Genomic DNA, 22,860 nt, shown 5'->3' on the forward strand with positions numbered 1-22,860 from the left:
TCTCTTTTTTCATATACCCGGCTTACTCGTATTTCGACAATCATTTGGATATTCCTTCTATTTATGACAAACTATTTACGAATTTGATACGTAATCCGCCATTTATCCCGCTTTGTTTTGCCATCAACAGAAATAATCTTACTTCTACCGGAACCACGTAACGATAAGTAGTCTCCCTCTTTCACTTCAGCAGAGGGTTGACTGACGATCTTCCAATTTAATTTAGCTCGCTCATGTTCAATCATCGGAGCAACTTTACCTCGTGATAGATTGTATACTTCTGCAAGTACCGTATCCAAACGAAGGCTTGTTACTGTGCCTGACTGCTCCTGCCAGGAAGCTTCTACGACGCTTACGCTCGTTAATGGAATTTCGTTAGGAGATATGGACGCTTTCCCTGCATGTGTTAAATTCATTTTCACGAAATCCGCAATTTCCTTCGCTACGATTAAATTCGCAGAACTATCCTGCACAAGGATATCTCCAAACTTCTCACGCTTAATTCCAAGACCCATCATTGCCCCAAGCAAATCTGGATGAGTAAGTGATACGAATTTGGCTGGATATGTAATTTCAAAAGCGATTATCTCGAAATCTTCAGTTGTTGGTTCAAAGTAAGGAGGAACAAGAAGAGCCCTCTGACGCTCAGACCCTTCAACTCCACCCGAAAAAAACACGCCCACGTCAGAGTGATTTCCAATGATTTGCCTCACCATATCCTGTTCTCTTGGATCAAGAAAATCGGTTAACCTGGGAGCATACCTTTCTTGAACCTCATCCTGCCATTGTAAAACGCGATCGACAAATGTTCTTTCTTCTGGACGATAATGTTCGTAAATAGACATTAGCCTATGAATCTAAAGACCGCAATAATTCCATATTGCACAAACTGAAGTGCGAAAATGGCTACGATCGGCGAAATATCAAGCATTCCACCGATTGGAGGAATAATTTTGCGAAACGGAGCTAGATATGGTTCTGCTATAGAAGCAATCATTCGTCCAATAGAAGATTCTCTTGCATTTGGAATCCATGACATAAAGATGTAAATGATGAGGATCCACGTATAAATTTGTACTGCTGAAAGTAAGATTGAAACTATGTTCAAACTTTTCACCCTTTCTTAATTACTGGTCTTCGTAAATTTCATCTGTAATGTTACCTGAAATTTCAACATTGTCCGGTGTACATATAAACGTATCCGGACCGAGTTTCTGAATATCGCCACCAACAGCGTAGACTGTTCCACTTAGAAAATCGACAATGCGTCTCGCCTGATCTTGTGGAATACGCTGAAGATTCATCACAACAGACTTGCGATTTTTCACGTGATCAGCGATATCCTGAGCTTCAGCATACACTCTTGGTTCAACTAGCACAACTCTTGAGTTCTTATGAACGCTTTGAAGACTTACCACATTTTGTTTAGACTGCTTACGATTCGCTCGAGTAACTTCAGGCTCTTCTTCTTCCATATATGAATCTTGCTCCTGCTGCTCATCCAACTCTATCGTTTCATCATCAAGTTCAAAGAACTGCTTGAATTTCGTTTTGATACCCAATTCCCTGCACCTCCTGGAGAGCTTATTTTATTTTTCATTTCCGACAAGTGACGATCCAATGCGAACATATGTCGCGCCCTCTTCAACAGCAATTTCATAATCATTTGACATCCCCATTGAAAGCTCATTGCATGGAGCATGTGGGAGTGAAAGACTTTGGACACGTTCTCCAAGCTCACGAAGTTTCTTGAAAACATCTCGAATTTCATTTGTATTATCTGTATGCGGAGCCATAGCCATTAATCCTACGACTTTAATAGATGAGAATTCATTAAGTGACTCAATAAAAGGTAGCGTCTCATCTGGCGATAATCCATGCTTAGATTCTTCACCAGAGACGTTAACTTGTACAAAGCAGTTTACTTCGACATCAGCTCTCTTTTGTATTTCTTTAGCTAGAGATATACGATCGAGGGAATGAATATAATCTACAAATGGAAGAATGTCTTTCACTTTACGAGATTGTAGTGTGCCAATAAAGTGCCACGAAGGCAATGTGCCAATAGCTTCTACTTTCTTCAATAGCCCCTCATCACGACTTTCACCGAAGTGAGTAACGCCTGCTTCTAATGCTTCTTTTGTACGTTCGACGCTAACATATTTAGTCACCGCTACAACATTAATATGATGAGGATCACGACCTGACCGTTTTGCTGCTGCGCTAATTTTCTCCTTGATTGTTTCTAGACTTTCTCTTACATTCACGATAATGCTATACCTCCCCGAGTCCTATGTATGCCATCATTCTTCCTGTTTTTCCATTTTCTTTTCGATGGGAGAAAAACAGATTGCTACAGCTTGTACAATAGTCAGTAACTGATAGTTGACTCGACTTAATCCCTGACCGAAGGAGGAGCTCGCGATTCACGGCTTTTAAATCAAGCTGGTATTTCCCAGTTGCTTTTTCATCAAAAAACAGATCCTGATCTCCTACTAGCGCTTTAATGTGTTCGATGACGCCATCATCAACCTCGTAGCAACATTTCCCTATTGAAGGGCCGATTGCAGCATAGATATCGTCGGTTTGGATTCCATCGTTGTTCCACGCACGAATCATCTCTCCTGCAATATTCTTCGTTGTTCCTTTCCAGCCTGCGTGGGCAATCCCCACTCTTTTAGCTGATGGCGCATAGAAATAGAGCGGAACGCAATCGGCATAAAGAGCGGTTAGAAGAACTTCCGGATCATCTGTATATAACCCGTCCACTTTCGGAATGGCATCTTGATGATTCGTTGCTCCTCGTCCCTTATCCGCTGCTGTTACATTCGCAATGTCGGCGCCATGAATTTGCTCACCAACGATCCATCGATCAAGGGATTGTCCGATATCATAGGCAAGGGTTTCGCGATTTATTAGTACATCTCTCGCTCGATCTGGTACGTGGAATCCAAGATTCAAGCTAGAAAACGGAGTCTGGCTAACTCCGTTTCTACGGGTTGAAAAACCTGCTATCAGGTTATCGTTCCGTTCAGCTTGATCTGGAAATTTCAGTGCCAGTGATGTTTTATGTGTTGATGGTTGAAATGGTTCTTTTTCCACAGTTGCACCCCTTTATACCATGATACAGTTTATACCTTATTTTATCATAATATGTTGAACCTAAGGGATATAGATTGTTAGATCTTTTTTTCCTTATGATTCTTTCTGAAACGATTCGCCATCAGCTGTATCATGATGTCTTACCAGAATAACATCTGACCCAATTTTCACTATGTTGCGCCATGGAATCACGACATCACTTTCTCGCGCAAACAATCCCATCATTTTACCTGCACCTGGAATCACAATCGCTTCTATTTTGCCTGTCGTTAAATTAATTTCCAGATCAGCGATGTGACCAAGCTTACGTCCATTCGAAACATTCACAACATCTTTCACCTGAAATTCTGATATTTTTATCATCGCACACCCACCTTTCATCTCATTATATGAAAAGAAGGCAAAAGAAAAGACCTGTTTCCCAGGTCTCGTTCTAACTTTGGATATTTTTATTCATTTGGTGAATCGCCGCTTTCTCAAGTCGGGACACCTGTGCTTGCGAAATCCCAATCTCATCTGCTACTTCCATTTGCGTTTTACCCTGGAAGAATCTCATTTGTAAGATCATGTTCTCTCGTTGATTTAATCTTGTCATGGCTTCCTTTAAAGCAATATCTTCAAGCCACTGGATGTCTTTCTGTTTATCATCACTGATTTGATCCATAACGAAAATGGGGTCGCCTCCGTCATTATAAATAGGTTCAAATAATGAAACAGGATCCTGAATCGCATCAAGTGCAAAGACTACTTCTTCCTTCGTCACCCCAAGCTCTTTGGCAATTTCAGTCGGATTTGGTTCTTTGGAATTCTTCGTCATTAATTTATCTCTAATCTGGAGAGACTTATAAGCGATATCTCTTAAAGATCGTGACACTCTGATCGGGTTATTGTCACGGAGATATCTTCTGATTTCACCGATGATCATCGGCACTGCATAAGTAGAGAATTTCACGTTTTGCCCTAAATCAAAGTTATCTATGGATTTCATCAGGCCAATGCAGCCCACCTGAAATAGATCATCCACGTATTCCCCTCGATTATTAAATCGCTGGATCACGCTTAGAACAAGCCTTAAATTACCATTCACCAGTTCTTCACGTGCCGAAATATCCCCTTCCTGCATCTGCTTAAAGAGTACTCTCATTTTTTCATTTTTAAGTACTGGAAGTTTGGATGTATCTACTCCACAAATCTCGACTTTGTTTCGTGTCAACTCATTCCCTCCTCATCGGAGATGCTGTCAAAGTAAAGTATCTCCGCGAGTGGGAATTTTATGCATCTATTATCCTAAGAAGCTCAGACCATTTTATTGAACTCTTTCCGAAGTCGTTTAATAATGCGCTTTTCGAGCCTTGAAATATAAGATTGAGAAATGCCAAGCAAATCGGCAACATCCTTTTGCGTTTTCTCTTCTTCTCCAGCAAGACCAAACCTTAACTCCATAATTTGTTTTTCTCTTGGATTAAGTGTTTCTAATGCTTTCACAAGTAATCTACGATCAACGCGAGCTTCTATCCCTCGCGTAATGATATCTTCATCTGTCCCTAGAACATCAGACAAAAGGAGCTCATTTCCATCCCAGTCCACATTAAGCGGCTCATCAAATGAAACTTCTGAGCGTATTTTATTATTCCGTCGAAGGAACATTAATATTTCATTCTCTATACACCTTGATGCATAGGTTGCAAGCTTGATTTTTTTCTCAGGATTAAATGTGTTTACTGCTTTGATGAGACCAATCGTACCAATACTAATTAAATCTTCAATGTTGATCCCCGTATTCTCAAATTTCCGTGCAATATAAACGACCAGACGAAGATTACGCTCTATTAAAATCGATCTTGCTGCTTTATCTCCCTTAGGTAATTGGATTAATAAATGCGCTTCTTCATCTTTCGATAGAGGAGGAGGTAGTGCTTCACTCCCTCCTATGTAATAGATCTCATCAGGTTTAATACCAAGCTTCATTAGGATCCGCTGCCACCATAGAACTAACTTAATTTTCATTTTCCCCATCTCGAACTCCTCCTTGGTCGTCTTGTTTTCTCTTCTATGACGCAGTCGCCTTATGTCCTGTCAGCATTTTCGGATGAAGGATACACGTATAATCTTTTTCTCCTGAAATCGTATGAAAGCTTAATCCAACAAGTACTTTTTTGACAGTTAATGAACGTCCCTCCATCGAGATCAATACTTCATCCGGCTTTACAGCACACAAGAATTGATGATCTTGTCCGACTGCCCGAAACGGAACAATACGTAACCGATGTTCCCAACGATCCTCCTCTCCTTCTTCTTGGAATTCCGTGATGTTTTTGGCTTTCTGAATAAACGATGGTGGAAAGTTCGCTTCATGCACCGTCATATCGAGGATCATAACAGGTGAGCCGCTTAAAGGGTCTTGTAACTGGTTGCCGCTATCGACAAGTGCTTTAGCTGAAATTGTCACATCATCAATTCGGATACTAACTTCTGCTAGTTGATCAAAATGAATTCGTGTTGTCTCGAGATGATCCACTCTTCTTTTTGAAAAAAACCAAACGATAGGGAAACCAACTAACACAAAAAGCCAGCTAACGGGATCCCCAAATCCAGTGCTTTGTGTAGCGACCGCTCCGTTATACACCGTCATATCTTTTTGAAAGAAATAATGTGCCCCCATCATTCCCCCGCCAATCATAAAAGTAACAAAATAGAAGAGAAGCCAACATTGAAAGAAGCTACGAAACCTTGTAAAGCCAAACGTTACCACAACAATAAGTAAGGAGTAGAGCAGCTTCATGAATGGGTTTACCATAAATGTTAGGGCAGGAACAAAAAGAAAAAGCACATAACACGAAGCGATCAATGCACCAGTAGCAAGCCGTCTCTTTTTTACTTGTTTCTTCAGCAGTATCCCAGTTAGCGCAAGCAGCATGTAATCGAAACAAAAATTTAGCAACCAGATCACATCAAGGTATACTGCCACCGAACGCCTCCCCCCTTGCGATTTTGATACTAAGTATAGACTAAGTTTCTTTATAAAACTGTCAGATTGTGCCGGTTAGAGTGAGGTTATTTTGGATAATTATCACTAGTTTTGTCAGGCGACCATCCGTCCAAAAACATAAAAAAAGCCGCCCTTTTAGAGGACGACTTCTCAATTAAATGGATTGATTTTGATAAGCTCCGTACGTTATTTCCATCCCTGTTGACGCAGGTATAAGCAATTCACAACAATACTCAGGAAAAGCTTTTTCTAGCGCTAATTGAAGATCATTCGACGAAGCTTTGGGATGAAAGACAATTAATGTTGGACCTGCACCGCTTAAAGCAGCTCCATACGCACCATTTTCCATAGCAATCGCACGAACCTTTTCTAAGTCTGGCACTAGATGTTTTCGATAAGGTTGATGAAAAAGATCACGCTCCATTAGCTTACCCGCCAATTTCCAATCGTTCTGAAGAGCAGCGCCTACAAAAACATTTGCGATATTGCTTGCCTCTACAGCTTCTTGAAAAGGGAGCATATCGGGCAACACTGATCGAGAATCCGTTGTTTTCAATTTGCGATTTGGTATTAGTGCGATCATCTCTAAATCAGTTACTTGATGTGATATCGTTCCTATTCCTTCCTCTCCAGTTGCAATAACGAGTCCGCCATAAAGGGACGCGGCAACATTATCGGCATGGCCTTCAAATGTTGTGGCAATCTGTACTTTTTCTTCAATCGTTAGATGAAGATCCATTGTAAAGTCCGCAATTTCGACAGCAGCAACAATGGCTGCAGCACTGCTCCCAAGTCCCCTCTCTAAAGGAAGTTCACTCGTCATTGTGACAGTATGAGGAGAAGGTTTCTTTCCATTCCCATACTTCTTTTCGATTTGCTCGATTGTTTGATAAATCATATTATCTTTGCCTGCTGGCAATACATCATCAAAGTCAATGTAATGAAAGGACCATTCTGAAGAAGGTTCCAATTTTACGTGCAAATAGCGATTGATTGCAAGACCTACTGAATCAAATCCTGGTCCAAGATTTGAAGTACTACCTGGAACTTTCAAGTAAAGGCCTTCTTCTCTATTCACTGGCTCACACATCCCTTGAGCTCCTCAAGAAACTGTGTTTTATCTGCTGCAACAACACGTGGTTTTGCAACAACAAGGTCCATTGCAGTGGAAGGATCTTTCAATCCATTCCCCGTTAATACGGCAACAACCTTTGATCCCTTCTTAATCTCTCCTGAGGCAACCTGCTTCATTACTCCAGCTACCGAAGCACACGAAGCTGGTTCAGCAAAAACGCCTTCCTTTTTGGCAAGCTCTTGATACGCATGCAAAATTTCATCATCTGTTACGCTATCGATTTTACCTTTTGATTCAATCACAGCTTCTTCGGCAAGATGCCAACTAGCTGGATTACCAATACGAATGGCTGTAGCGATTGTCTCTGGATTGGGGATGATTTTCTTTTGAACGATCGCAGCAGACCCCTCAGCCTCAAATCCACGCATTTGCGGTCGACTATCTTCTGTCACATATTCTTTAAACCCTTTCCAATAAGCAGAAATGTTCCCAGCATTGCCAACAGGAATCGCTAGCACATCTGGCGCTTCCCCAAGTTGATCACATACTTCAAAAGCCGCTGTCTTTTGACCTTCTAATCGGTATGGATTAACAGAGTTAACTAGAGCAATAGGCTCAGTCTCCGCAATATCGCGCACCATTCTGAGCGCTTCATCAAAATTCCCATCGATCTCAAAAATTTCTGCGCCATAAATCATGGCTTGGGCAAGCTTACCTAGCGCTACTTTCCCCTTAGGTATAACGATAATGCAGCGTAAGCCTGCTCTTGCCCCATAAGCTGCGGCCGCAGCTGCTGTGTTGCCTGTAGAAGCACATATAATAGCGTCACTGCCTTCTTCCTTCGCCTTAGCCACAGCCATTACCATGCCACGATCTTTAAATGAGCCCGTCGGATTTGCTCCTTCAATCTTCACATAAAGGGAAATACCTAGTTCGTTTGAAAGCTGATCAAGCTTTAGCAGCGGTGTATTTCCCTCATTTAGCGTGAGCTGAGGAGTCTCCTCTGTTAGAGGTAAATATTCTTTATATTGCTTAATCAAACCATTCCAGCTCATTACATTCCCTCCACTCGGTAACGACTCTTCACTTCTACGACTACATCCAAGTCTCTCAAACGATTATGAACTTCTTCAAATGCTCGTTGATTCGTTTCATGTGTAATGATGACAAGTTCAGCCGTACCATTATTCACAACTGGCTCTTGAATCAATTTCTCTAAACTTAATCCACGATCCTGGAATAGATGAGAAATTTTTGAAAATGCACCCGGTTCATCTTTTACAATTAACCTGATAAAATGTTTGCTTTTAATTTGCTCATCGCTTGTTAACTTCCGCTCATGCTGTGGAAGAATAACGCTTTTTCCATTCACACCTAATCGCATATTTTTAATAACAGCTACGAGATCGGATACAACCGCAGTGGCAGTCGGTAATTGACCTGCACCAGGGCCATAGAACATTGTTTCTCCTACCGCTTCACCATAGACATACACCGCGTTATATTCATCGTTAACGGACGCTAATGGGTGTCTTGAAGGAAGCAATGTTGGCTGAACCGAAAGTTCAATAGATCCGTCTGTTGAGCTCGCAATGCCTAATAATTTAATTGTGTAACCTAGCTTCTTACTATAAGCAATATCTTCTTCATCAACACGTGTGATGCCTTCTACTTTTACATCATCTAATCCAACCTTCATGGAGAAGCCAAGCGTCCCAAGAATCACCATTTTTCTAGCAGCATCTAACCCTTCTACATCAGCAGTAGGATCCGACTCCGCAAATCCAAGGTCCTGAGCTTCTTTTAAGACACTCTCATATGGGACATTGTTTTTTGTCATTTTAGTTAAAATGTAGTTTGTTGTTCCATTCACAATTCCCATTAGCTTAGTAATGCGGTCAGAAGATAATCCTTCTACTAAACTTCTAAGGATAGGAATGCCACCCGCTACACTAGCTTCATAGAAAAGATCACTTTCATTATCAACTGCAGCAGTTAGTAATTCTCTTCCATGGATCGCCATCAGGTCTTTATTCGCTGTTACAACATGCTTATGATTCTTAAGAGAAGCAAGAATGAACTCTTTCGCCTGATCAATCCCACCAATTACTTCAATCACAACATCGACCTCTGGATTATTGATAACATCTTCAGGATCTTGAGTGAGAATGCTTGAATCTAGATCAACGTTTCTTTCTTTATCCATATCTCTTACAAGCACCTTTGCCACTTTCACCTGACAACCCACTCGCTGCTGTAACTCTTTCTGGTGGGAATCAATCATATGTACAACACCACTACCTACTGTGCCAAGTCCTAACAATCCTACAGATACGCAATCCTTCATATACTCTCCACTCCTTTGTCCTTCTGGTGAGGACACTTGTTTTTATATAATGGACATTATACGTGTGATTGCCCACGAACACAACACCGTTTTCAGAAATAAATAAATTTTATTTATATTAACACAAAAAGCGGAAGTGGTCGACCAGGTCCGACAAGCGCTGGAACCTTTCGATTGGAACACGCCCTTTGTGTTCTAAGCGAACGGTGAAGCGACTCGAGGACCTGACCACTGGAGCTGGATTACACAAAAAGCGGAAGTGGTCGACCAGGTCCGACAAGCGCTGGAACCTTTCGATTGGAACACGCCCTTTGTGTTCTAAGCGAACGGTGAAGCGGCTCGAGGACCTGCCCACTGGAGCTGGATTACACAAAAAGCGGAAGTGGTCGACCAGGTCCGACAAGCGCTGGAACCTTTCGATTGGAACACGCCCTTTGTGTTCTAAGCGAACGGTGAAGCGGCTCGAGGACCTGACCACTGGAGCTGGATTACACAAAAAGCGGAAGTGGTCGACCAGGTCCGACAAGCGCTGGAACCTTTCGATTGGAACACGCCCTTTGTGTTCTAAACGAACGGTGAAGCGGCTCGAGGACCTGCCCACTGGAGCTGGATTACAAAAAAAGCGGAAGTGGTCGACCAGGTCCGACAAGCGCTGGAACCTTTCGATTGGAACACGCCCTTTGTGTTCTAAACGAACGGTGAAGCGACTCGAGGACCTGACCACTGGAGCTGGATTACACAAAAAGCGGAAGTAGTCGACTAGGTCCGACAAGCGCTGGAGAGAGAAGAAATGAAGAGATTTAATAAACGACTAACCGAACTTTCCCAAATAAAAAAACCAGCTCTAAAAAGAGCTGGTTTTCTGAGTTATCTTCTATTACGTTTGCGGTTACGAAGGAAAGTAGGAATATCTAGCGTATCGTTAGACTCTTCCGTTCTTGTACCGAATTTAGATGGCTCCGGCTGAACTTCTTCCTCTTCATGCTTCTGCTGTTGTATCGGAGCGCTTTGCTTCGATTGTGCAGAAGGACGTGGAACCGTCTTCTTCTTATTTTCGTTCTCGTCAAAGCCAGTAGCGATCACTGTAACAAGAATTTCGTCCTTTAAATCTTCGTTAATTACAGAACCGAAAATCATATTCACATTCTCATCAGAAGCTGATGAAACAATGTCAGCTGCTTCATTTACTTCGTACAGGCTCAAATTAGATCCGCCCGTAATGTTCATAAGCACCCCTTTTGCACCATCAATAGATGTTTCTAGGAGTGGACTGGAAATAGCTTTTTTAGCAGCCTCAGAAGCGCGGTTTTCGCCTGTTGCAATACCAATTCCCATTAATGCAGAACCACGTTCAGTCATAATGGTTTTAACATCTGCGAAGTCAAGGTTAATAAGACCCGGTACTGCAATAAGGTCTGAAATCCCTTGAACACCTTGACGAAGAACGTTATCCGCTTCACGGAACGCTTCAAGCATTGGAGTGTTTTTATCAACAATTTCAAGTAGACGATCGTTAGGGATTACAATTAACGTATCGACTTTTTCCTTAAGCATTGCAATTCCAGTAACGGCTTGTGTCGAACGCTTCTTACCTTCAAAGGTAAATGGACGTGTGACAACTCCTACTGTTAATGCACCAAGTTCTTTGGCAATTTCAGCAATGACAGGTGCAGCACCTGTTCCAGTTCCGCCACCCATTCCTGCGGTAACGAATACCATATCAGCACCGCTAAGCGCTTCCTGAATCTGTTCTTTGCTTTCTTCAGCAGCTTTCTTTCCGATTTCCGGATTAGCTCCTGCACCAAGACCTCTTGTTAATTTACCACCAATTTGCATTTTAACTTCTGCTTTAGCAAGGTTCAATGCCTGTGCATCCGTGTTAACAGCAATAAATTCAACACCTTGGACACCATTCTCGATCATACGATTGACAGCATTGCTTCCGCCTCCGCCGACACCGATTACTTTTATCTGTGCTAATTGTTCCATATTCATATCAAACTCTAACATCTCAGGTCCTCCTAATCTTGTAATAGCCCTTTATTCAACAAATAGATTAAAGAAATTCTTCACTTTCTCTTTCATACCTGGTGAAGAAGATTTCTCACCTGGTTGAGGTTCGGCTTTTGTTCTACGCTTGGGCTTCACTTCTTCTTCAGGGTTGAGTGATGCTGCCACTTCTTTCCCCTGAATCTTCACGTTTTTATACGTGAACTGGATAAGACCAATGCCAGTTGTGTATTGCGGTTCGCGTACGCCGATATAGTCAGGGACCGCAACACGTACATTGTGCTGCAGAATTTCACGAGCAAGTTCAAGAACTCCGTCCATTCCGACCATACCACCGGTTAGAACAAATCCGCCCGGCAATTCACGAATTCCCATTCGCTTAATTTCGTCTTCTATCAATTCTAACATCTCTTCGATCCGAGGTTCTATAATATGAGCTAATTCGTACTGATTAAATTCTTGTTCAGCCGAACTTCCTATTGTCGATACTGTGAAAGCTTCCTCTTCTGAAGCAAGATCAACGAAAGCATTGCCATGCTTAATCTTAATTCGCTCAGCTTCTTCAGTCGTTGTTCTAAGACCAATCGAAATATCTTTGGTTACGTGATCGCCACCAATTTGAAGTACAGATGTGGCTTTCAGTGAGCCTTCTTCAAAGATAGAAATCGTAGTAGATCCAGCACCCATGTTAACTAGTGCTACACCTAAATTACGCTCATCTTTTGATAAAGCCATTGACCCACACGCTAGCGGTTGTAGACAAATATCAGCAATTTCAAGACCCGCTTTTTCAACGCATCTTAATAAATTATGTAATACTGTTTTTGAACCTGTGATGATTGTTCCTTCCATTTCAAGGCGAACACCAATCATCCCACGTGGATCCGTAATGCCGTCGAGTCCATCAACTACGAACTGTCCTGGAATCACATCAATAATTTCTCGCTCAGGAGGGATAGAAACAACCTGTGCTGCGTCAATTACTCTAGCAATATCTTCATCATGAATTTCACGATCCTCACTCGATACAGCCACTACCCCATGACAGGGTTGTAACTGTACGTGATTGCCGTTAATCCCCACAATCACAGAACGAACCGATAAACCTACCATTCTTTCTGCGTTTTCTACTGCCTGCTTAATTGAACGAACAGTTTCATCTATATCCACAATCGATCCTTTACGAATTCCATCGGAAGGCGCGCTGCCGACTCCAAGAATATTTAAAGAATCGTTCGTCATCTGGCCAATGATTACTTTCACATTGGATGTACCGATGTCTAGACTCACATAAATCTCATTGCTGTTCATTCTCCTGGCACCTCCTTCAAAATGCTACCATGTTCAGGTATTAATAGTTTCTCTATAATAGGGTTGAAAAAATGTCCAACACCTTTATATACACAATAATCTCTTGAATTAAACTTCCTCAAGGCTCGCTTCATGAAGTCCCGGGAAGAATGTGATATAAGGACTCTATTCCACAAATCCGTTTATTTCCCTTCTTTTATACGAGATTTCCTCTTATTTTTTTGGGTGACACTCCCCTACTCTCTTCGGTTCATTCCTTTTTTACTGAAGAGATGTACAAAGCAGTGCATAAGTATTAGTCTACACCATGTGAAAGCAGTAGAAAAGTCACTGTTTTCGTGATTGGAAAGAATTTTGCTGTTTTCTTTCATTTTTACATGAAAATGAGTTATTAAACATAAATTGCCCTGCTCATAAACCTTCGTGAACAAAGAGCATTCCCTGTCCATTAGAACAGGGATTATCTATACATTTTATCGTCAAGATTCCTTCTTTTCCTCTTCTTCAGTTGAAACGTCCTCATAAGGCTCAAGCCAACTACCTTCATTTAGATAAAGAATACCTTTGGCTTTATCTTTAAGCTTCTCAACTATTAACGGGTAGCTATTCACCTTCTCAGAAAAATCGCTAATGCTTGTTTTCACTTCATATCCGTCTGTCATATAAAGAGTTAAGTTAAAAGCTTTATCCCCATTCGGCGTATAGTGAATCTCAGAAATACGATTAATAATACTTAATTCTACTTTCCTGAGCTCGCCTGCCATTTCTGATAGCTCTGTACTTTCGTTCCATTGCATCAAAATAGGAGCGCTCACTGGCGTTTCACCTTTAGGGAGTGCATCAAGAATAGCACCAGATTGCAAAATCGGGAAATATTCACTTCCCTTTTTTAGATATGCGACTCGAGCATTCTCCACAACCTCCACTTTAGCAGTCGCAGGAAACTGTCTAGTCACAGTTACTTCTTTAATTTCTTTTGATTTTTCTACCTTTTCTTCTACATTTTTAGCATTTAAATTCCAAAAGCTCACGCTATTATTAAGCTCACTTAACTTAATAATTTCTTTTTCTGAAACATAATTGTTGCCAGAAACCTCAACGTTCCGAATGTGACTTAAGGAAGATTGGAAGTAAATGATCAGCAAAATGAGAAAGAAGAAGATTGATAAATAGACGATTAATCTTCTGTTAGCGCGCTGTTTACGCTGTGCTTTCAACGTGGGAATCCGATCTTCAATTGTTACAACTTTGCGATCTTCCATTGTCTTGCCTCCGTCTCCGGTAAATGAACTTCTGTCTATACTTACGATGTTACTAACGCTTATCATGGCAACCGAACGGCATGACCCAGCTGTTTGTCCTCATTTCAATCATTATAGCATAAGTTAAGGTGTTATTAGCCTCTAGAAGGAAATTCATCCCAGAGAATTGTTCTTAATAATAAGCTATATTACTTAACATTGTTTATTTCAGCTCTGTGCCGACAAATAGAATGAGCCAATACTTAAGAATCACTAGTATAAGCTAACAAAGATATATAATAAATAGGGAAATTCAAAGGGTTACCTCGTAATTTTAATCAATCATGTAAATCATAGAAAAAGAGCGCTCTCTAATGAGCGCTCTTCCATGATCTGCTTAAAACTTTGCGTACCGACTGATATTGAGTAACACTCCCATTGCTACAAGCATGAGCGTTAAGGAAGAGCCCCCGTAGCTAAGGAAAGGGAGGGTAATCCCTGTTACAGGCATTAAGCCAGTTACAACGCCAATATTGATCATTACTTGAATCGCAAGCATCCCGATGATACCAACAGCAAGAAGACTACCAAACAAATCAGGAGCTCTTAGTGCAATGCGAATCCCTCGCCACAGAAGAAGTGAAAATAAGAGAATCACAAAGCTTCCACCGATAAATCCGAGTTCTTCAGATAAAATTGCAAAGATAAAGTCTGTTTGCGGTTCAGGTAAATAATAAAATTTCTGTCTACTTTGGCCTAGCCCAAGCCCCATCAGTCCACCCGGGCCAATGGCATAGAGCGATTGAATGATTTGAAAACCACTACCGAGTGGGTCACTCCACGGATCAAGGTAGGAGGTGATTCGCGCAATTCGATAGGGCGCTGATAAAATCAGGACGGCAAAGCCGGCTAAACCAAGCATACCAAGCCAAACAAAGTGGGCTATTCTTGCCCCCGATATAAAAATCATTACGACGCACGTACCAACCATAACCGCTCCAGTTCCAAGATCCGGTTGAAGCATAATCATACCGAAAGCTATGAACACAATACCAAGCGACGGCACTAGTCCTTTTTTGAATGACGTAATTCGTTTTTGATTTTCGGATAAATATTTAGCAAGAAAAGCAATCATTGCAAGTTTTGTAAATTCAGATGGTTGGATTGAAAACGCACCAACACCAAGCCAGCTTCTCGCTCCCCCTCGAACAAGTCCAACTCCTGGGATCAGGACTAGAACAAGCAGAATGAAGCAGATGAGCACGCCTACTTTTGACCAGGTGCGCCATGTCCAATACTCAACGTTCATCACGAAGAACATGGCCACAACACCTACCCCCGCAAAAAGAAGCTGTCTTTTTGCAAAGAAAAATGCATCGTCAAATTTATAAGAGGCCCATACAGCGCTGGCACTGTAAACCATGATTAATCCAATTGCTAACAACACTAATGTTGCAGTTAAAAAGACCAGGTCTGGCGTTGATTTTGTTTTCGGCAATAGACCCACACTCCGTTTTGTCGATTTTACCTAACCGAACTCACCGGATAAGCAAGACAACCTCTCATTAGAGTCTATGCATTGCCTCAATAAAGATGTCTCCACGTTCTTCAAACGTTTTGAATTGATCCCAGCTTGCACAAGCCGGTGATAGAAGAACAACATCCTCCGCTTCGGAAAGATTATAAGCTGTTGTAACAGCTTCCTCTACATTATCGACAACAGTCACAGAATCCAGTCCTGCTGATGAAGCTGTTTTTTCTAATTTAGAGGCAGTCTGACCAAACGTAATTAAGTGCTTCACTTTTGTTTGGAAATACGGAATTAAATCGTCAAACCCGTTCCCACGATCAAGACCTCCAGCGAGAAGAATCACGGGCTTTTTGAAGGAATCAAGCGCTTTTTTAGTAGCAATTGAATTCGTTGCTTTAGAATCATTGTAAAATTTACGTGCGTTAACTTCTCCTACGAACTGTAGACGATGTTTCACACCGTGAAAGTTTGTTAGTTCTTGATGGATTTTTTCATTTGAAACACCTGACAACTTCGCTACAGCTATAGCAGCAAGCGTATTTTCCACGTTCTGCTTCATTGATAGATCTTCAATCTTAATCACTTTTTCCTCTTTAAACACGATCCACTCTTCATCAATACATACGCCAGAATCTAATGTTTTTGTGGCTGAAAAAGGAACGAGTGAAGCATTAGAAGCCTCAGCAAAACCAGTGACAAGTTGATCGTCGGCATTATAAACAGCAAAATCTTCCTCGGTTTGATTTTGGAACAAACGAGCTTTAGCTGCGGCATAAGCCTCTTTAGTTCCATGATAATCAAGGTGTGCCTCATAAATATTTAGAAGTACTGCAATATGAGGATGGAAGTTCATTGTTCCTTGAAGCTGAAAACTAGAGAGTTCTGTCACAAGCGTTTGATTAGGTGTAGCTTCCGCAGCTACCTCACATACAACTGTTCCAATATTGCCTGCCACAATCGGATTAGACTCTGTATGTCTTAATAATTGTCCAATAAGAGTTGTTGTGGTTGTTTTCCCGTTCGAACCTGTTATGGCGACAAACGGAGCTTCTGATATTTCACCTGCGATTTCAACTTCTGTCACAATTGGAATCTCCCTCTTTTGAGCTTCTGCTAAAAGTGGATTTTCATAAGGTATCCCGGGATTCTTCACAATTAAATCGACGCCATCTAGAAGTTCAAGAGGATGCCCACCGCCTACAACGGTGAACCCTAATTCTTGAAGTTCCATTGCTTTAGGATTGTTTTTCACTTCTTCGCGATCATTCACTTTTACTTTAGCGCCAAGAGATCGTAGGAGCTTCGCTGCCGCAAATCCACTTTTCGCTATTCCTAAAACAAGAACAGACTTATTTTCATAATTAACTCTTTTCATTACATCCACACCTCAAGATAGATTCCAAACGTTGCACATAGTAAACCAACTGTCCAAAATGTAGCGACAACGCGCCATTCCGTCCAACCAGAAAGCTCATAGTGGTGATGAAGAGGACTCATCTTAAACACACGTTTACCTGTCGTTTTAAATGAAGTCACCTGAATAATAACGGATAGGGTTTCAATGACAAACACCCCACCAATAATCACGAGAAGAAGCTCAAGCTTCGTCATAATGGCAACAGCCGCAAGTGCCCCCCCAAGCGCAAGTGATCCAGTATCACCCATAAATACTTTCGCAGGGTGAGCATTAAAGACAAGAAATCCTAGTACTGCGCCAACGACACTGACGGAGAAAATAGCCACATCATACATGTATACTGACGCCGCAAGAATGGCAAATGCGCCGAAGGCAATAGCCGACGTTCCTGCTACAAGCCCGTCCAGTCCATCTGTCAGATTGACAGCGTTTGACGCGCCAACTAGCATGACAAAAAGTAAAATCACATATCCAATGCCAATGTCAAAGCTCCACTCTGTCCCTGGAACATGAATCGCTGTATCAAATCCAACGGTTCTTAATCCAAAATAAACAAGGATCGCAATTAGGAGCTGACCTAATAGTTTTTGTTTTGATGTTAATCCAAGGTTACGCTTTTTCACAACTTTAATAAAATCATCCAAAAAGCCAATCAGTCCATATCCAACTGTTACAAATAAAAGCAGCCAAATTTGGGTTGAAATTTCATCATATTTAAGAGCGATAATAATAGTCCCGAGAATAATAGACAGAATAATGATCAGTCCACCCATCGTCGGAGTCCCAGATTTCTTTTGGTGTGACTTAGGTCCTTCTTCTCTGATGCTCTGTCCAAATTTAAGCCTTCTTAAATATGGAATAAATACGGGCGATACTAACACCGCAATAATAAATGATGTTAATAAGCTAAAAATTAATAATCTTTCAATCACTGTACTGCCTCCTTAAGATTCATTCTCTAATGCCTTTACGATGGTTTCGAGCCCTAGCCCTCTTGAAGCTTTTAACAAAACGGCTGTTTTATCATCAAGTTGGCCCGATAGATATGATGCGGCATCTTCTTTATTGTCAAAGGAAACAGCAGGCACTTGCTGTGCTTCGTCTTCCACGATCCCATCATAAATCCACTTTGCTTTTTCTCCAACTGTAATCACTTCCGTAATAGACGATTTAATCGCCGTTGCTATGTTACGGTGGAGAAATTCTTCTTGATCACCTAACTCATACATATCACCAAGAATGGCAATTTTCTTATCAAATCCTTCCAATTCAGCAAGCGTTTCAACCGCAGCTTTCATGGATGTTGGACTGGCATTATAGGCATCATTAATAATTAATGCACCGGTTGAACTCGTAAACTTCTCCAGTCTCATCCCAGTAAGGGTTAAGGAAGATAGAGCTTTTCGGATTTGGTCATCTGTCATTCCAAGTTTTCTTCCTGCAGCAATGCTGTAGAGCGCATTCTTAATATTATGTTTACCTAATAATGCAATTTTGAACGGCTCTTTTTCATTTAATAACGTAAACGAATACCCATTATCCAGCTTTACAACTTGATCTACTTGAAGGTCATTTGTCTCATCGTACCCGCAAGAAATCGCATTCTTCTGAAGTGGAGCAAGAAGAGGCTCATCTCCATCAAGCACGAGATGACCATTGGACTTAAGTCCCTCTGCTATTTCCATTTTCGCTTTGGCGATATTTTCTCGACTGCCTAGTTGAAGTAAATGAGACTCTCCAATGTTCGTAATGATCGCAACATCCGGTGTAGCGATCTGGGTAAGAAGGGAAATCTCACCTGCTCCGCTCATCCCCATTTCAAGGATCAATACATCTGTTTCTTCAGGCATAGCAAGAACTGTCATCGGGAGTCCCCAATGATTATTCAAGTTGCCCTGTGTTTTATACGTTTTATATTTAGGACTGAGAACCGCTTCAAGCATATCTTTCACTGTTGTCTTTCCATTACTACCAGTTACACCGATAACATATGGATTTTGTTCTTTAAGAACTTGTTTCGCAAGCTCCTGAAACCCAACGGTTGTGTCGTCAACTTCGTATACATTGATCTTCCCGACGAGATCTTGAGGAAATGGCTTATTTTTATCCCAAAGCGTTCCAGTTGCCCCATTAGCAATGGCTGCATCTATGAAACGATGACCATCGAATACATCGCCAACGATCGGAATAAATAATTTGTTCGTACAGTCTTTCCTCGTATCCGTCGCCACACCTTCAAAGACCAGTTCATGTTCAACTGGTCCCTGACTAATATTGTTTAGTAATTTAGATGAAAAGTTCATCTCTTCCGCTCCTTTATTGCCTGACGTGCTATTTGTCGATCATCAAAATCGAGCACTCGATCGCCGATGATTTGATAAGTTTCATGTCCTTTACCTGCAATAAGGACAACGTCGCCTTCCACAGCGTGAGTAACAGCATGATGAATAGCTTCTGCTCGATCTGTAATACGGATATAATGTCCACTTACACCTTCCACCATATCATCTAATATGCGTTCAGGATCTTCACTCCTCGGATTATCTGAAGTAAGAACCGCTGTATCTGCTAATTCTGTTGCGATCTTTGCCATGAGCGGTCGTTTCGTACGATCACGATCTCCCCCGCAGCCAACGACAGCAAATACATTCCCTTTTGACATCTCTTTAACTGTTAACAGCACATTCTCAAGGCTATCCGGTGTATGCGCATAGTCAACGATAACGGGAAATTCCTGTCCTTCATCAACAAGTTCAAACCGTCCCGGAACACCTGCAATTTGTTCAAGACTCTCTAGAATACGATCAAGTGATAACCCGTTAGAAAGACAAGCTGCAATAGCTGCAAGTGCATTGTAGACGCTGAATTTGCCTGTTAACATCAGTTTCACATCTCGTTCTTCTTCAGGAGTAACGAGGTGAAAACTTGTCCCGTTAGCGGAAAACGAGATGCTGTTAGCCATAATATCAGCGTTATTATCAATTCCATATTTCAAAATGTGCGCTGAAGTCATTTGTTCATATTGCTCACTCGCTTGATCATCGGCATTTAAAACGGCTACCTTTTTTCTCCCTGTATCATATGTATTACCTAACTGTGAAAAAAGAAGACCTTTTGCCTGACGATATTCCTCCATTGTTCCATGATAATCAAGATGATCTTGAGTTAGATTCGTAAAGACCGCTACATCATAATCACAGCCTCTAACGCGACCTAATGTTAACGCGTGAGAAGAAACTTCCATAACAGCCGTTTGAACATTGCTTTCCTGCATTTTGGCAAATTGCTTTTGAAGTAGCAATGGTTCAGGCGTCGTGTTTTTCGTCTCGAATTCTTCATCTGCTATTTTCATATTAATAGTGCCGATTAATCCTGTCGTTTGCTGTTCATTACGATGAATCTGCTCAATTAAATGAGAGACGGTCGTTTTGCCATTCGTTCCCGTTACACCAATTAAAGAAAATGATTTCGTTGGATTATGATAGAAATAATTAGCTAGCTCTGCAAGCGCACGATGAGCATCTCTAACAATAATAACTGGAACAGAAACGTCTAGCTCCTTTTCAGATATAAGTGCAACTGCTCCCTGTTGTACAGCCTGCTCAGCAAAATCATGGCCATCCACTGTGTAACCAGGGATACAAACGAATAAACTATTAGCTTTAACAGCTCGACTATCACTTTCAATCGTTGCTATTTCCGGGTTCCCTTTTCCTACTTGCTTATATGTAAGTAATGCATGGAGAAGTTCTTGTAATTTCATCTCTTTCAAACCTTTCTAGTTCGCTGACATATTTTCAGAAAACAAGCCAAGAGCATACGCCTTGGCTTGTTCACTACTTATTGTACTCACCGGTCGCTTATTTGTCACCCATATAAAGTCGAATTTCTGACCCAGCCGGTAATTTCACTCCAGGTTCAGGGGCCTGAGCCACAACGGTATCCCCTTCACCACTTGAATCAATTTTCAAATTATACATTGCTTTATGAATATCTACAGTAGATAAACCTACTAAATCCGGCATTTCAATCATCTCTTCATCCTGCCATGTCTTTTCTTTCTCAATTTGATCTTCCCTTTTTTCCACACCCATAACCGTCAAACTATCCTGGATAATATTACCTACGATTGGGGCGGCTACGATTCCACCAAATTGGAGCGTATCTTTCGGATTATCAATTGCGACATATACAACAATTTGAGGATCATCCGCAGGAGCAAAACCAATAAAAGAGACGATATGATTATTTTTTAAATAAGCGCCGTCTTTCGCTTTTTGAGCCGTTCCAGTCTTTCCACCTACCCTATAGCCATCTACATAAGCGTTTTTTCCAGTTCCAAGTGCAACGACCGTCTCAAGCGCATGCCTTACTTCTTCTGATGTTTCTTTTGAAATCACTTGTCTTTTCGCAGTTGGCGAGTTTTTACTTACAACTGCTCCCGTCTCAGGATCTAGCCACTCTTTTGCAATGTATGGTTCATAGAGTGTCCCTCCGTTCACAGCAGCTGAAACAGCTGTTACCTGTTGAATAGGCGTAACGGATACCCCCTGACCGAAGGCTGTTGTTGCCAGCTCTAGTGGACCGACATTATCAACATCAAATAATATCCCGCTTGCTTCACCTTGTAGGTCAATGCCGGTTTTGTCACCGAAGCCAAATTTATCAATATATGAAAAGAGCTTTTCTTTGCCCAGACGTTCCCCAAGAAGAACGAAACCAGGGTTACAGGAATTTTGCACACCTTCTAAAAACGTTTGACTTCCATGACCTCCAGCTTTCCAACATCTTAATTTTGTTCCAGCCACTTCAATGCTTCCAGGGTCGTGAAAATGATCTTTCTCAAGATCAACTTCCCCTTCCTCAAGAGCAGCAGCTAGCGTAATAATCTTAAATGTTGATCCTGGTTCATACGTACTCCAAACAGGCTTATTTTGATTCCAGACGTCAGGAGAGACTTGCTGAAATTCTTCTGGATTAAAATCCGGCCTTGAAGTCATCCCGAGAATCTCACCTGTATTCGGATCCATTGCAATGGCTGCCGCTCCATCCGGATGGTAGGTAGCTTCCGCAATATCCAACTCTCGTTCCATAATTGTCTGGATTTTTGAATCAATTGTTAAACGTAGATCAAGCCCATCTACAGGCTCTGTATAGTCATCTGCAAGAGAAGGCATCCGCTTACCTTTCGCATCTGCATAATACTCAACCTGTCCTTTTTCACCGCTTAACTCTTCATCATAGTAGAGCTCAATACCTGTCAAACCTTGATTATCAATACCACTGAACCCTAGCACGTGAGCTAGAAAGTCGCCGTTTGGATAGTGACGTTTGTTATCTTCAGCAATGTAAACACCTGAAAGATTCAATTTCCGAATTTCATTTGCCTTTTCATTCGACATTTTCTTACCTTCAGGACGAATCCAAACCATTGATTGATTCTGGGTGATCGTTTCATAAACCTTTTCTTTACTCGTATTAAGGGAAGCAGCAAGAGCTTCAGCAGTAGCCGCAGGATTTTGAAGCTGTCTTGGAACGATTAGTACAGAAGGGGCACTAATATTCGTTGCAAGAGGCACTCCGTTACGATCCAAGATTTCGCCTCGACTCGGTTCGAACGGAATATTTCGACTCCAAGAATCTTTCGCTTTCTCACTTAGCCAATTTCCCATCACAAGCTGCACATAACCAAGCCTCACGACGACAACCGCAAATACAAATAGACCGATGACAAGCGCCATCACAAGTCTCCTTCGAACAGTAACAGTGGAAACGCGCATAAACTCATCCTCCCTGATTATGCTCGTTCCACTATATGTTCAACACGGTTTAGATAG

General features: G+C 41.5%; 21 protein-coding genes. All 21 read right to left on the minus strand.

Going from position 1 to position 22,860, the window contains the following annotated elements:
• Positions 1-71 precede the first annotated feature (71 nt).
• The 21 genes from ABVF21_RS03035 to ABVF21_RS03135 all read right to left on the minus strand — a co-directional run bounded on the left by ABVF21_RS03035 (position 72) and on the right by ABVF21_RS03135 (position 22,803).
• On the minus strand, positions 72-845 hold the full coding sequence (locus tag ABVF21_RS03035) for an RNA-binding protein (protein ID WP_371017461.1): 774 nt from the start codon (positions 843-845) through the stop codon (positions 72-74).
• Positions 845-1,108: a YggT family protein gene (locus ABVF21_RS03040; RefSeq protein WP_194221355.1), complete on the minus strand. Its 264-nt coding sequence runs from the start codon at positions 1,106-1,108 to the stop codon at positions 845-847. Before ABVF21_RS03040 ends, ABVF21_RS03035 begins: the two co-directional genes overlap by 1 nt.
• Positions 1,109-1,127: 19 nt before the next feature.
• The gene (locus ABVF21_RS03045; RefSeq protein WP_194221354.1) at positions 1,128-1,562 is read right to left on the minus strand and encodes a cell division protein SepF; all 435 of its coding nucleotides are present in this window, start codon (positions 1,560-1,562) and stop codon (positions 1,128-1,130) included.
• Positions 1,563-1,589: 27 nt separating this feature from the next.
• A complete protein-coding gene (locus tag ABVF21_RS03050) occupies positions 1,590-2,267 on the minus strand; it encodes a YggS family pyridoxal phosphate-dependent enzyme (protein ID WP_371017462.1) in 678 nt (225 codons plus the stop codon).
• 7 nt (positions 2,268-2,274) lie between these two features.
• The gene (gene pgeF, locus ABVF21_RS03055; protein ID WP_371017463.1) at positions 2,275-3,102 is read right to left on the minus strand and encodes a peptidoglycan editing factor PgeF; all 828 of its coding nucleotides are present in this window, start codon (positions 3,100-3,102) and stop codon (positions 2,275-2,277) included.
• Positions 3,103-3,195: 93 nt separating this feature from the next.
• Positions 3,196-3,465, minus strand: coding sequence for a YlmC/YmxH family sporulation protein (locus ABVF21_RS03060; RefSeq protein WP_098443312.1), 270 nt, complete (start codon positions 3,463-3,465; stop codon positions 3,196-3,198).
• Positions 3,466-3,535: 70 nt separating this feature from the next.
• Positions 3,536-4,315 (minus strand): RNA polymerase sporulation sigma factor SigG, encoded by a 780-nt coding sequence (gene sigG / locus ABVF21_RS03065; protein ID WP_194221351.1) that lies wholly within the window; start codon positions 4,313-4,315, stop codon positions 3,536-3,538.
• Between the two features lie 83 nt (positions 4,316-4,398).
• Positions 4,399-5,118 (minus strand): RNA polymerase sporulation sigma factor SigE, encoded by a 720-nt coding sequence (sigE, locus tag ABVF21_RS03070; RefSeq protein WP_194221350.1) that lies wholly within the window; start codon positions 5,116-5,118, stop codon positions 4,399-4,401.
• Between the two features lie 34 nt (positions 5,119-5,152).
• On the minus strand, positions 5,153-6,070 hold the full coding sequence (spoIIGA, locus tag ABVF21_RS03075) for a sigma-E processing peptidase SpoIIGA (protein WP_283152268.1): 918 nt from the start codon (positions 6,068-6,070) through the stop codon (positions 5,153-5,155).
• Between the two features lie 175 nt (positions 6,071-6,245).
• Positions 6,246-7,181, minus strand: a complete 936-nt coding sequence (thrB, locus tag ABVF21_RS03080) for a homoserine kinase (protein ID WP_303531204.1) — start codon at positions 7,179-7,181, stop codon at positions 6,246-6,248.
• Entirely contained in the window at positions 7,166-8,221 is a 1,056-nt protein-coding gene (gene thrC / locus ABVF21_RS03085; RefSeq protein ID WP_371017464.1) for a threonine synthase, read from the minus strand. The genes thrB and thrC overlap by 16 nt, the downstream gene beginning before the upstream one ends.
• Complete coding sequence (locus ABVF21_RS03090) at positions 8,221-9,513, minus strand: homoserine dehydrogenase (RefSeq protein WP_303531200.1); 1,293 nt, start codon at positions 9,511-9,513, stop codon at positions 8,221-8,223. Before ABVF21_RS03090 ends, thrC begins: the two co-directional genes overlap by 1 nt.
• An 867-nt stretch (positions 9,514-10,380) precedes the next feature.
• Entirely contained in the window at positions 10,381-11,523 is a 1,143-nt protein-coding gene (gene ftsZ / locus ABVF21_RS03095) for a cell division protein FtsZ (RefSeq protein WP_194221345.1), read from the minus strand.
• A gap of 30 nt (positions 11,524-11,553) precedes the next feature.
• Entirely contained in the window at positions 11,554-12,834 is a 1,281-nt protein-coding gene (ftsA, locus tag ABVF21_RS03100) for a cell division protein FtsA (RefSeq protein ID WP_194221344.1), read from the minus strand.
• A 479-nt stretch (positions 12,835-13,313) separates the two neighbouring features.
• Complete coding sequence (locus ABVF21_RS03105) at positions 13,314-14,096, minus strand: cell division protein FtsQ/DivIB (protein ID WP_303531197.1); 783 nt, start codon at positions 14,094-14,096, stop codon at positions 13,314-13,316.
• 376 nt (positions 14,097-14,472) lie between these two features.
• Positions 14,473-15,573 carry a stage V sporulation protein E gene (gene spoVE, locus ABVF21_RS03110; RefSeq protein WP_194221342.1) on the minus strand — a complete coding sequence of 367 codons (1,101 nt, stop codon included), beginning with the start codon at positions 15,571-15,573 and terminating at the stop codon, positions 14,473-14,475.
• A gap of 67 nt (positions 15,574-15,640) precedes the next feature.
• On the minus strand, positions 15,641-16,981 hold the full coding sequence (gene murD, locus ABVF21_RS03115; RefSeq protein WP_371017465.1) for a UDP-N-acetylmuramoyl-L-alanine--D-glutamate ligase: 1,341 nt from the start codon (positions 16,979-16,981) through the stop codon (positions 15,641-15,643).
• Complete coding sequence (gene mraY, locus ABVF21_RS03120; protein WP_194221340.1) at positions 16,981-17,955, minus strand: phospho-N-acetylmuramoyl-pentapeptide-transferase; 975 nt, start codon at positions 17,953-17,955, stop codon at positions 16,981-16,983. Before mraY ends, murD begins: the two co-directional genes overlap by 1 nt.
• A 12-nt stretch (positions 17,956-17,967) precedes the next feature.
• Positions 17,968-19,326 carry a UDP-N-acetylmuramoyl-tripeptide--D-alanyl-D-alanine ligase gene (locus ABVF21_RS03125; RefSeq protein ID WP_303531195.1) on the minus strand — a complete coding sequence of 453 codons (1,359 nt, stop codon included), beginning with the start codon at positions 19,324-19,326 and terminating at the stop codon, positions 17,968-17,970.
• The gene (locus tag ABVF21_RS03130; protein WP_303531194.1) at positions 19,323-20,786 is read right to left on the minus strand and encodes a UDP-N-acetylmuramoyl-L-alanyl-D-glutamate--2,6-diaminopimelate ligase; all 1,464 of its coding nucleotides are present in this window, start codon (positions 20,784-20,786) and stop codon (positions 19,323-19,325) included. The genes ABVF21_RS03125 and ABVF21_RS03130 overlap by 4 nt, the downstream gene beginning before the upstream one ends.
• A gap of 97 nt (positions 20,787-20,883) precedes the next feature.
• The gene (locus ABVF21_RS03135) at positions 20,884-22,803 is read right to left on the minus strand and encodes a stage V sporulation protein D (RefSeq protein WP_303531192.1); all 1,920 of its coding nucleotides are present in this window, start codon (positions 22,801-22,803) and stop codon (positions 20,884-20,886) included.
• Positions 22,804-22,860: the final 57 nt, after the last annotated feature.

The organism is Pseudalkalibacillus sp. JSM 102089, assembly GCF_041366475.1.
GTDB classification, from domain to species: domain Bacteria; phylum Bacillota; class Bacilli; order Bacillales; family Guptibacillaceae; genus Guptibacillus; species Guptibacillus hwajinpoensis_B.

Excerpts from the sequence above, each read along its gene's own strand:
- ABVF21_RS03035 (WP_371017461.1), bottom strand. The coding sequence starts at position 845 with ATGTCTATTTACGAACATTATCGTCCAGAAGAAAGAACATTTGTCGAT.
- ABVF21_RS03060 (WP_098443312.1), bottom strand. The coding sequence starts at position 3,465 with ATGATAAAAATATCAGAATTTCAGGTGAAAGATGTTGTGAATGTTTCG.
- sigE (WP_194221350.1), bottom strand. The coding sequence starts at position 5,118 with ATGGGGAAAATGAAAATTAAGTTAGTTCTATGGTGGCAGCGGATCCTA.
- thrB (WP_303531204.1), bottom strand. The coding sequence starts at position 7,181 with ATGTGTGAGCCAGTGAATAGAGAAGAAGGCCTTTACTTGAAAGTTCCA.
- thrC (WP_371017464.1), bottom strand. The coding sequence starts at position 8,221 with ATGAGCTGGAATGGTTTGATTAAGCAATATAAAGAATATTTACCTCTA.
- ABVF21_RS03090 (WP_303531200.1), bottom strand. The coding sequence starts at position 9,513 with ATGAAGGATTGCGTATCTGTAGGATTGTTAGGACTTGGCACAGTAGGT.
- ftsZ (WP_194221345.1), bottom strand. The coding sequence starts at position 11,523 with ATGTTAGAGTTTGATATGAATATGGAACAATTAGCACAGATAAAAGTA.
- ftsA (WP_194221344.1), bottom strand. The coding sequence starts at position 12,834 with ATGAACAGCAATGAGATTTATGTGAGTCTAGACATCGGTACATCCAAT.
- ABVF21_RS03105 (WP_303531197.1), bottom strand. The coding sequence starts at position 14,096 with ATGGAAGATCGCAAAGTTGTAACAATTGAAGATCGGATTCCCACGTTG.
- murD (WP_371017465.1), bottom strand. The coding sequence starts at position 16,981 with ATGAAAAGAGTTAATTATGAAAATAAGTCTGTTCTTGTTTTAGGAATA.
- ABVF21_RS03125 (WP_303531195.1), bottom strand. The coding sequence starts at position 19,326 with ATGAACTTTTCATCTAAATTACTAAACAATATTAGTCAGGGACCAGTT.
- ABVF21_RS03130 (WP_303531194.1), bottom strand. The coding sequence starts at position 20,786 with ATGAAATTACAAGAACTTCTCCATGCATTACTTACATATAAGCAAGTA.
- ABVF21_RS03135 (WP_303531192.1), bottom strand. The coding sequence starts at position 22,803 with ATGCGCGTTTCCACTGTTACTGTTCGAAGGAGACTTGTGATGGCGCTT.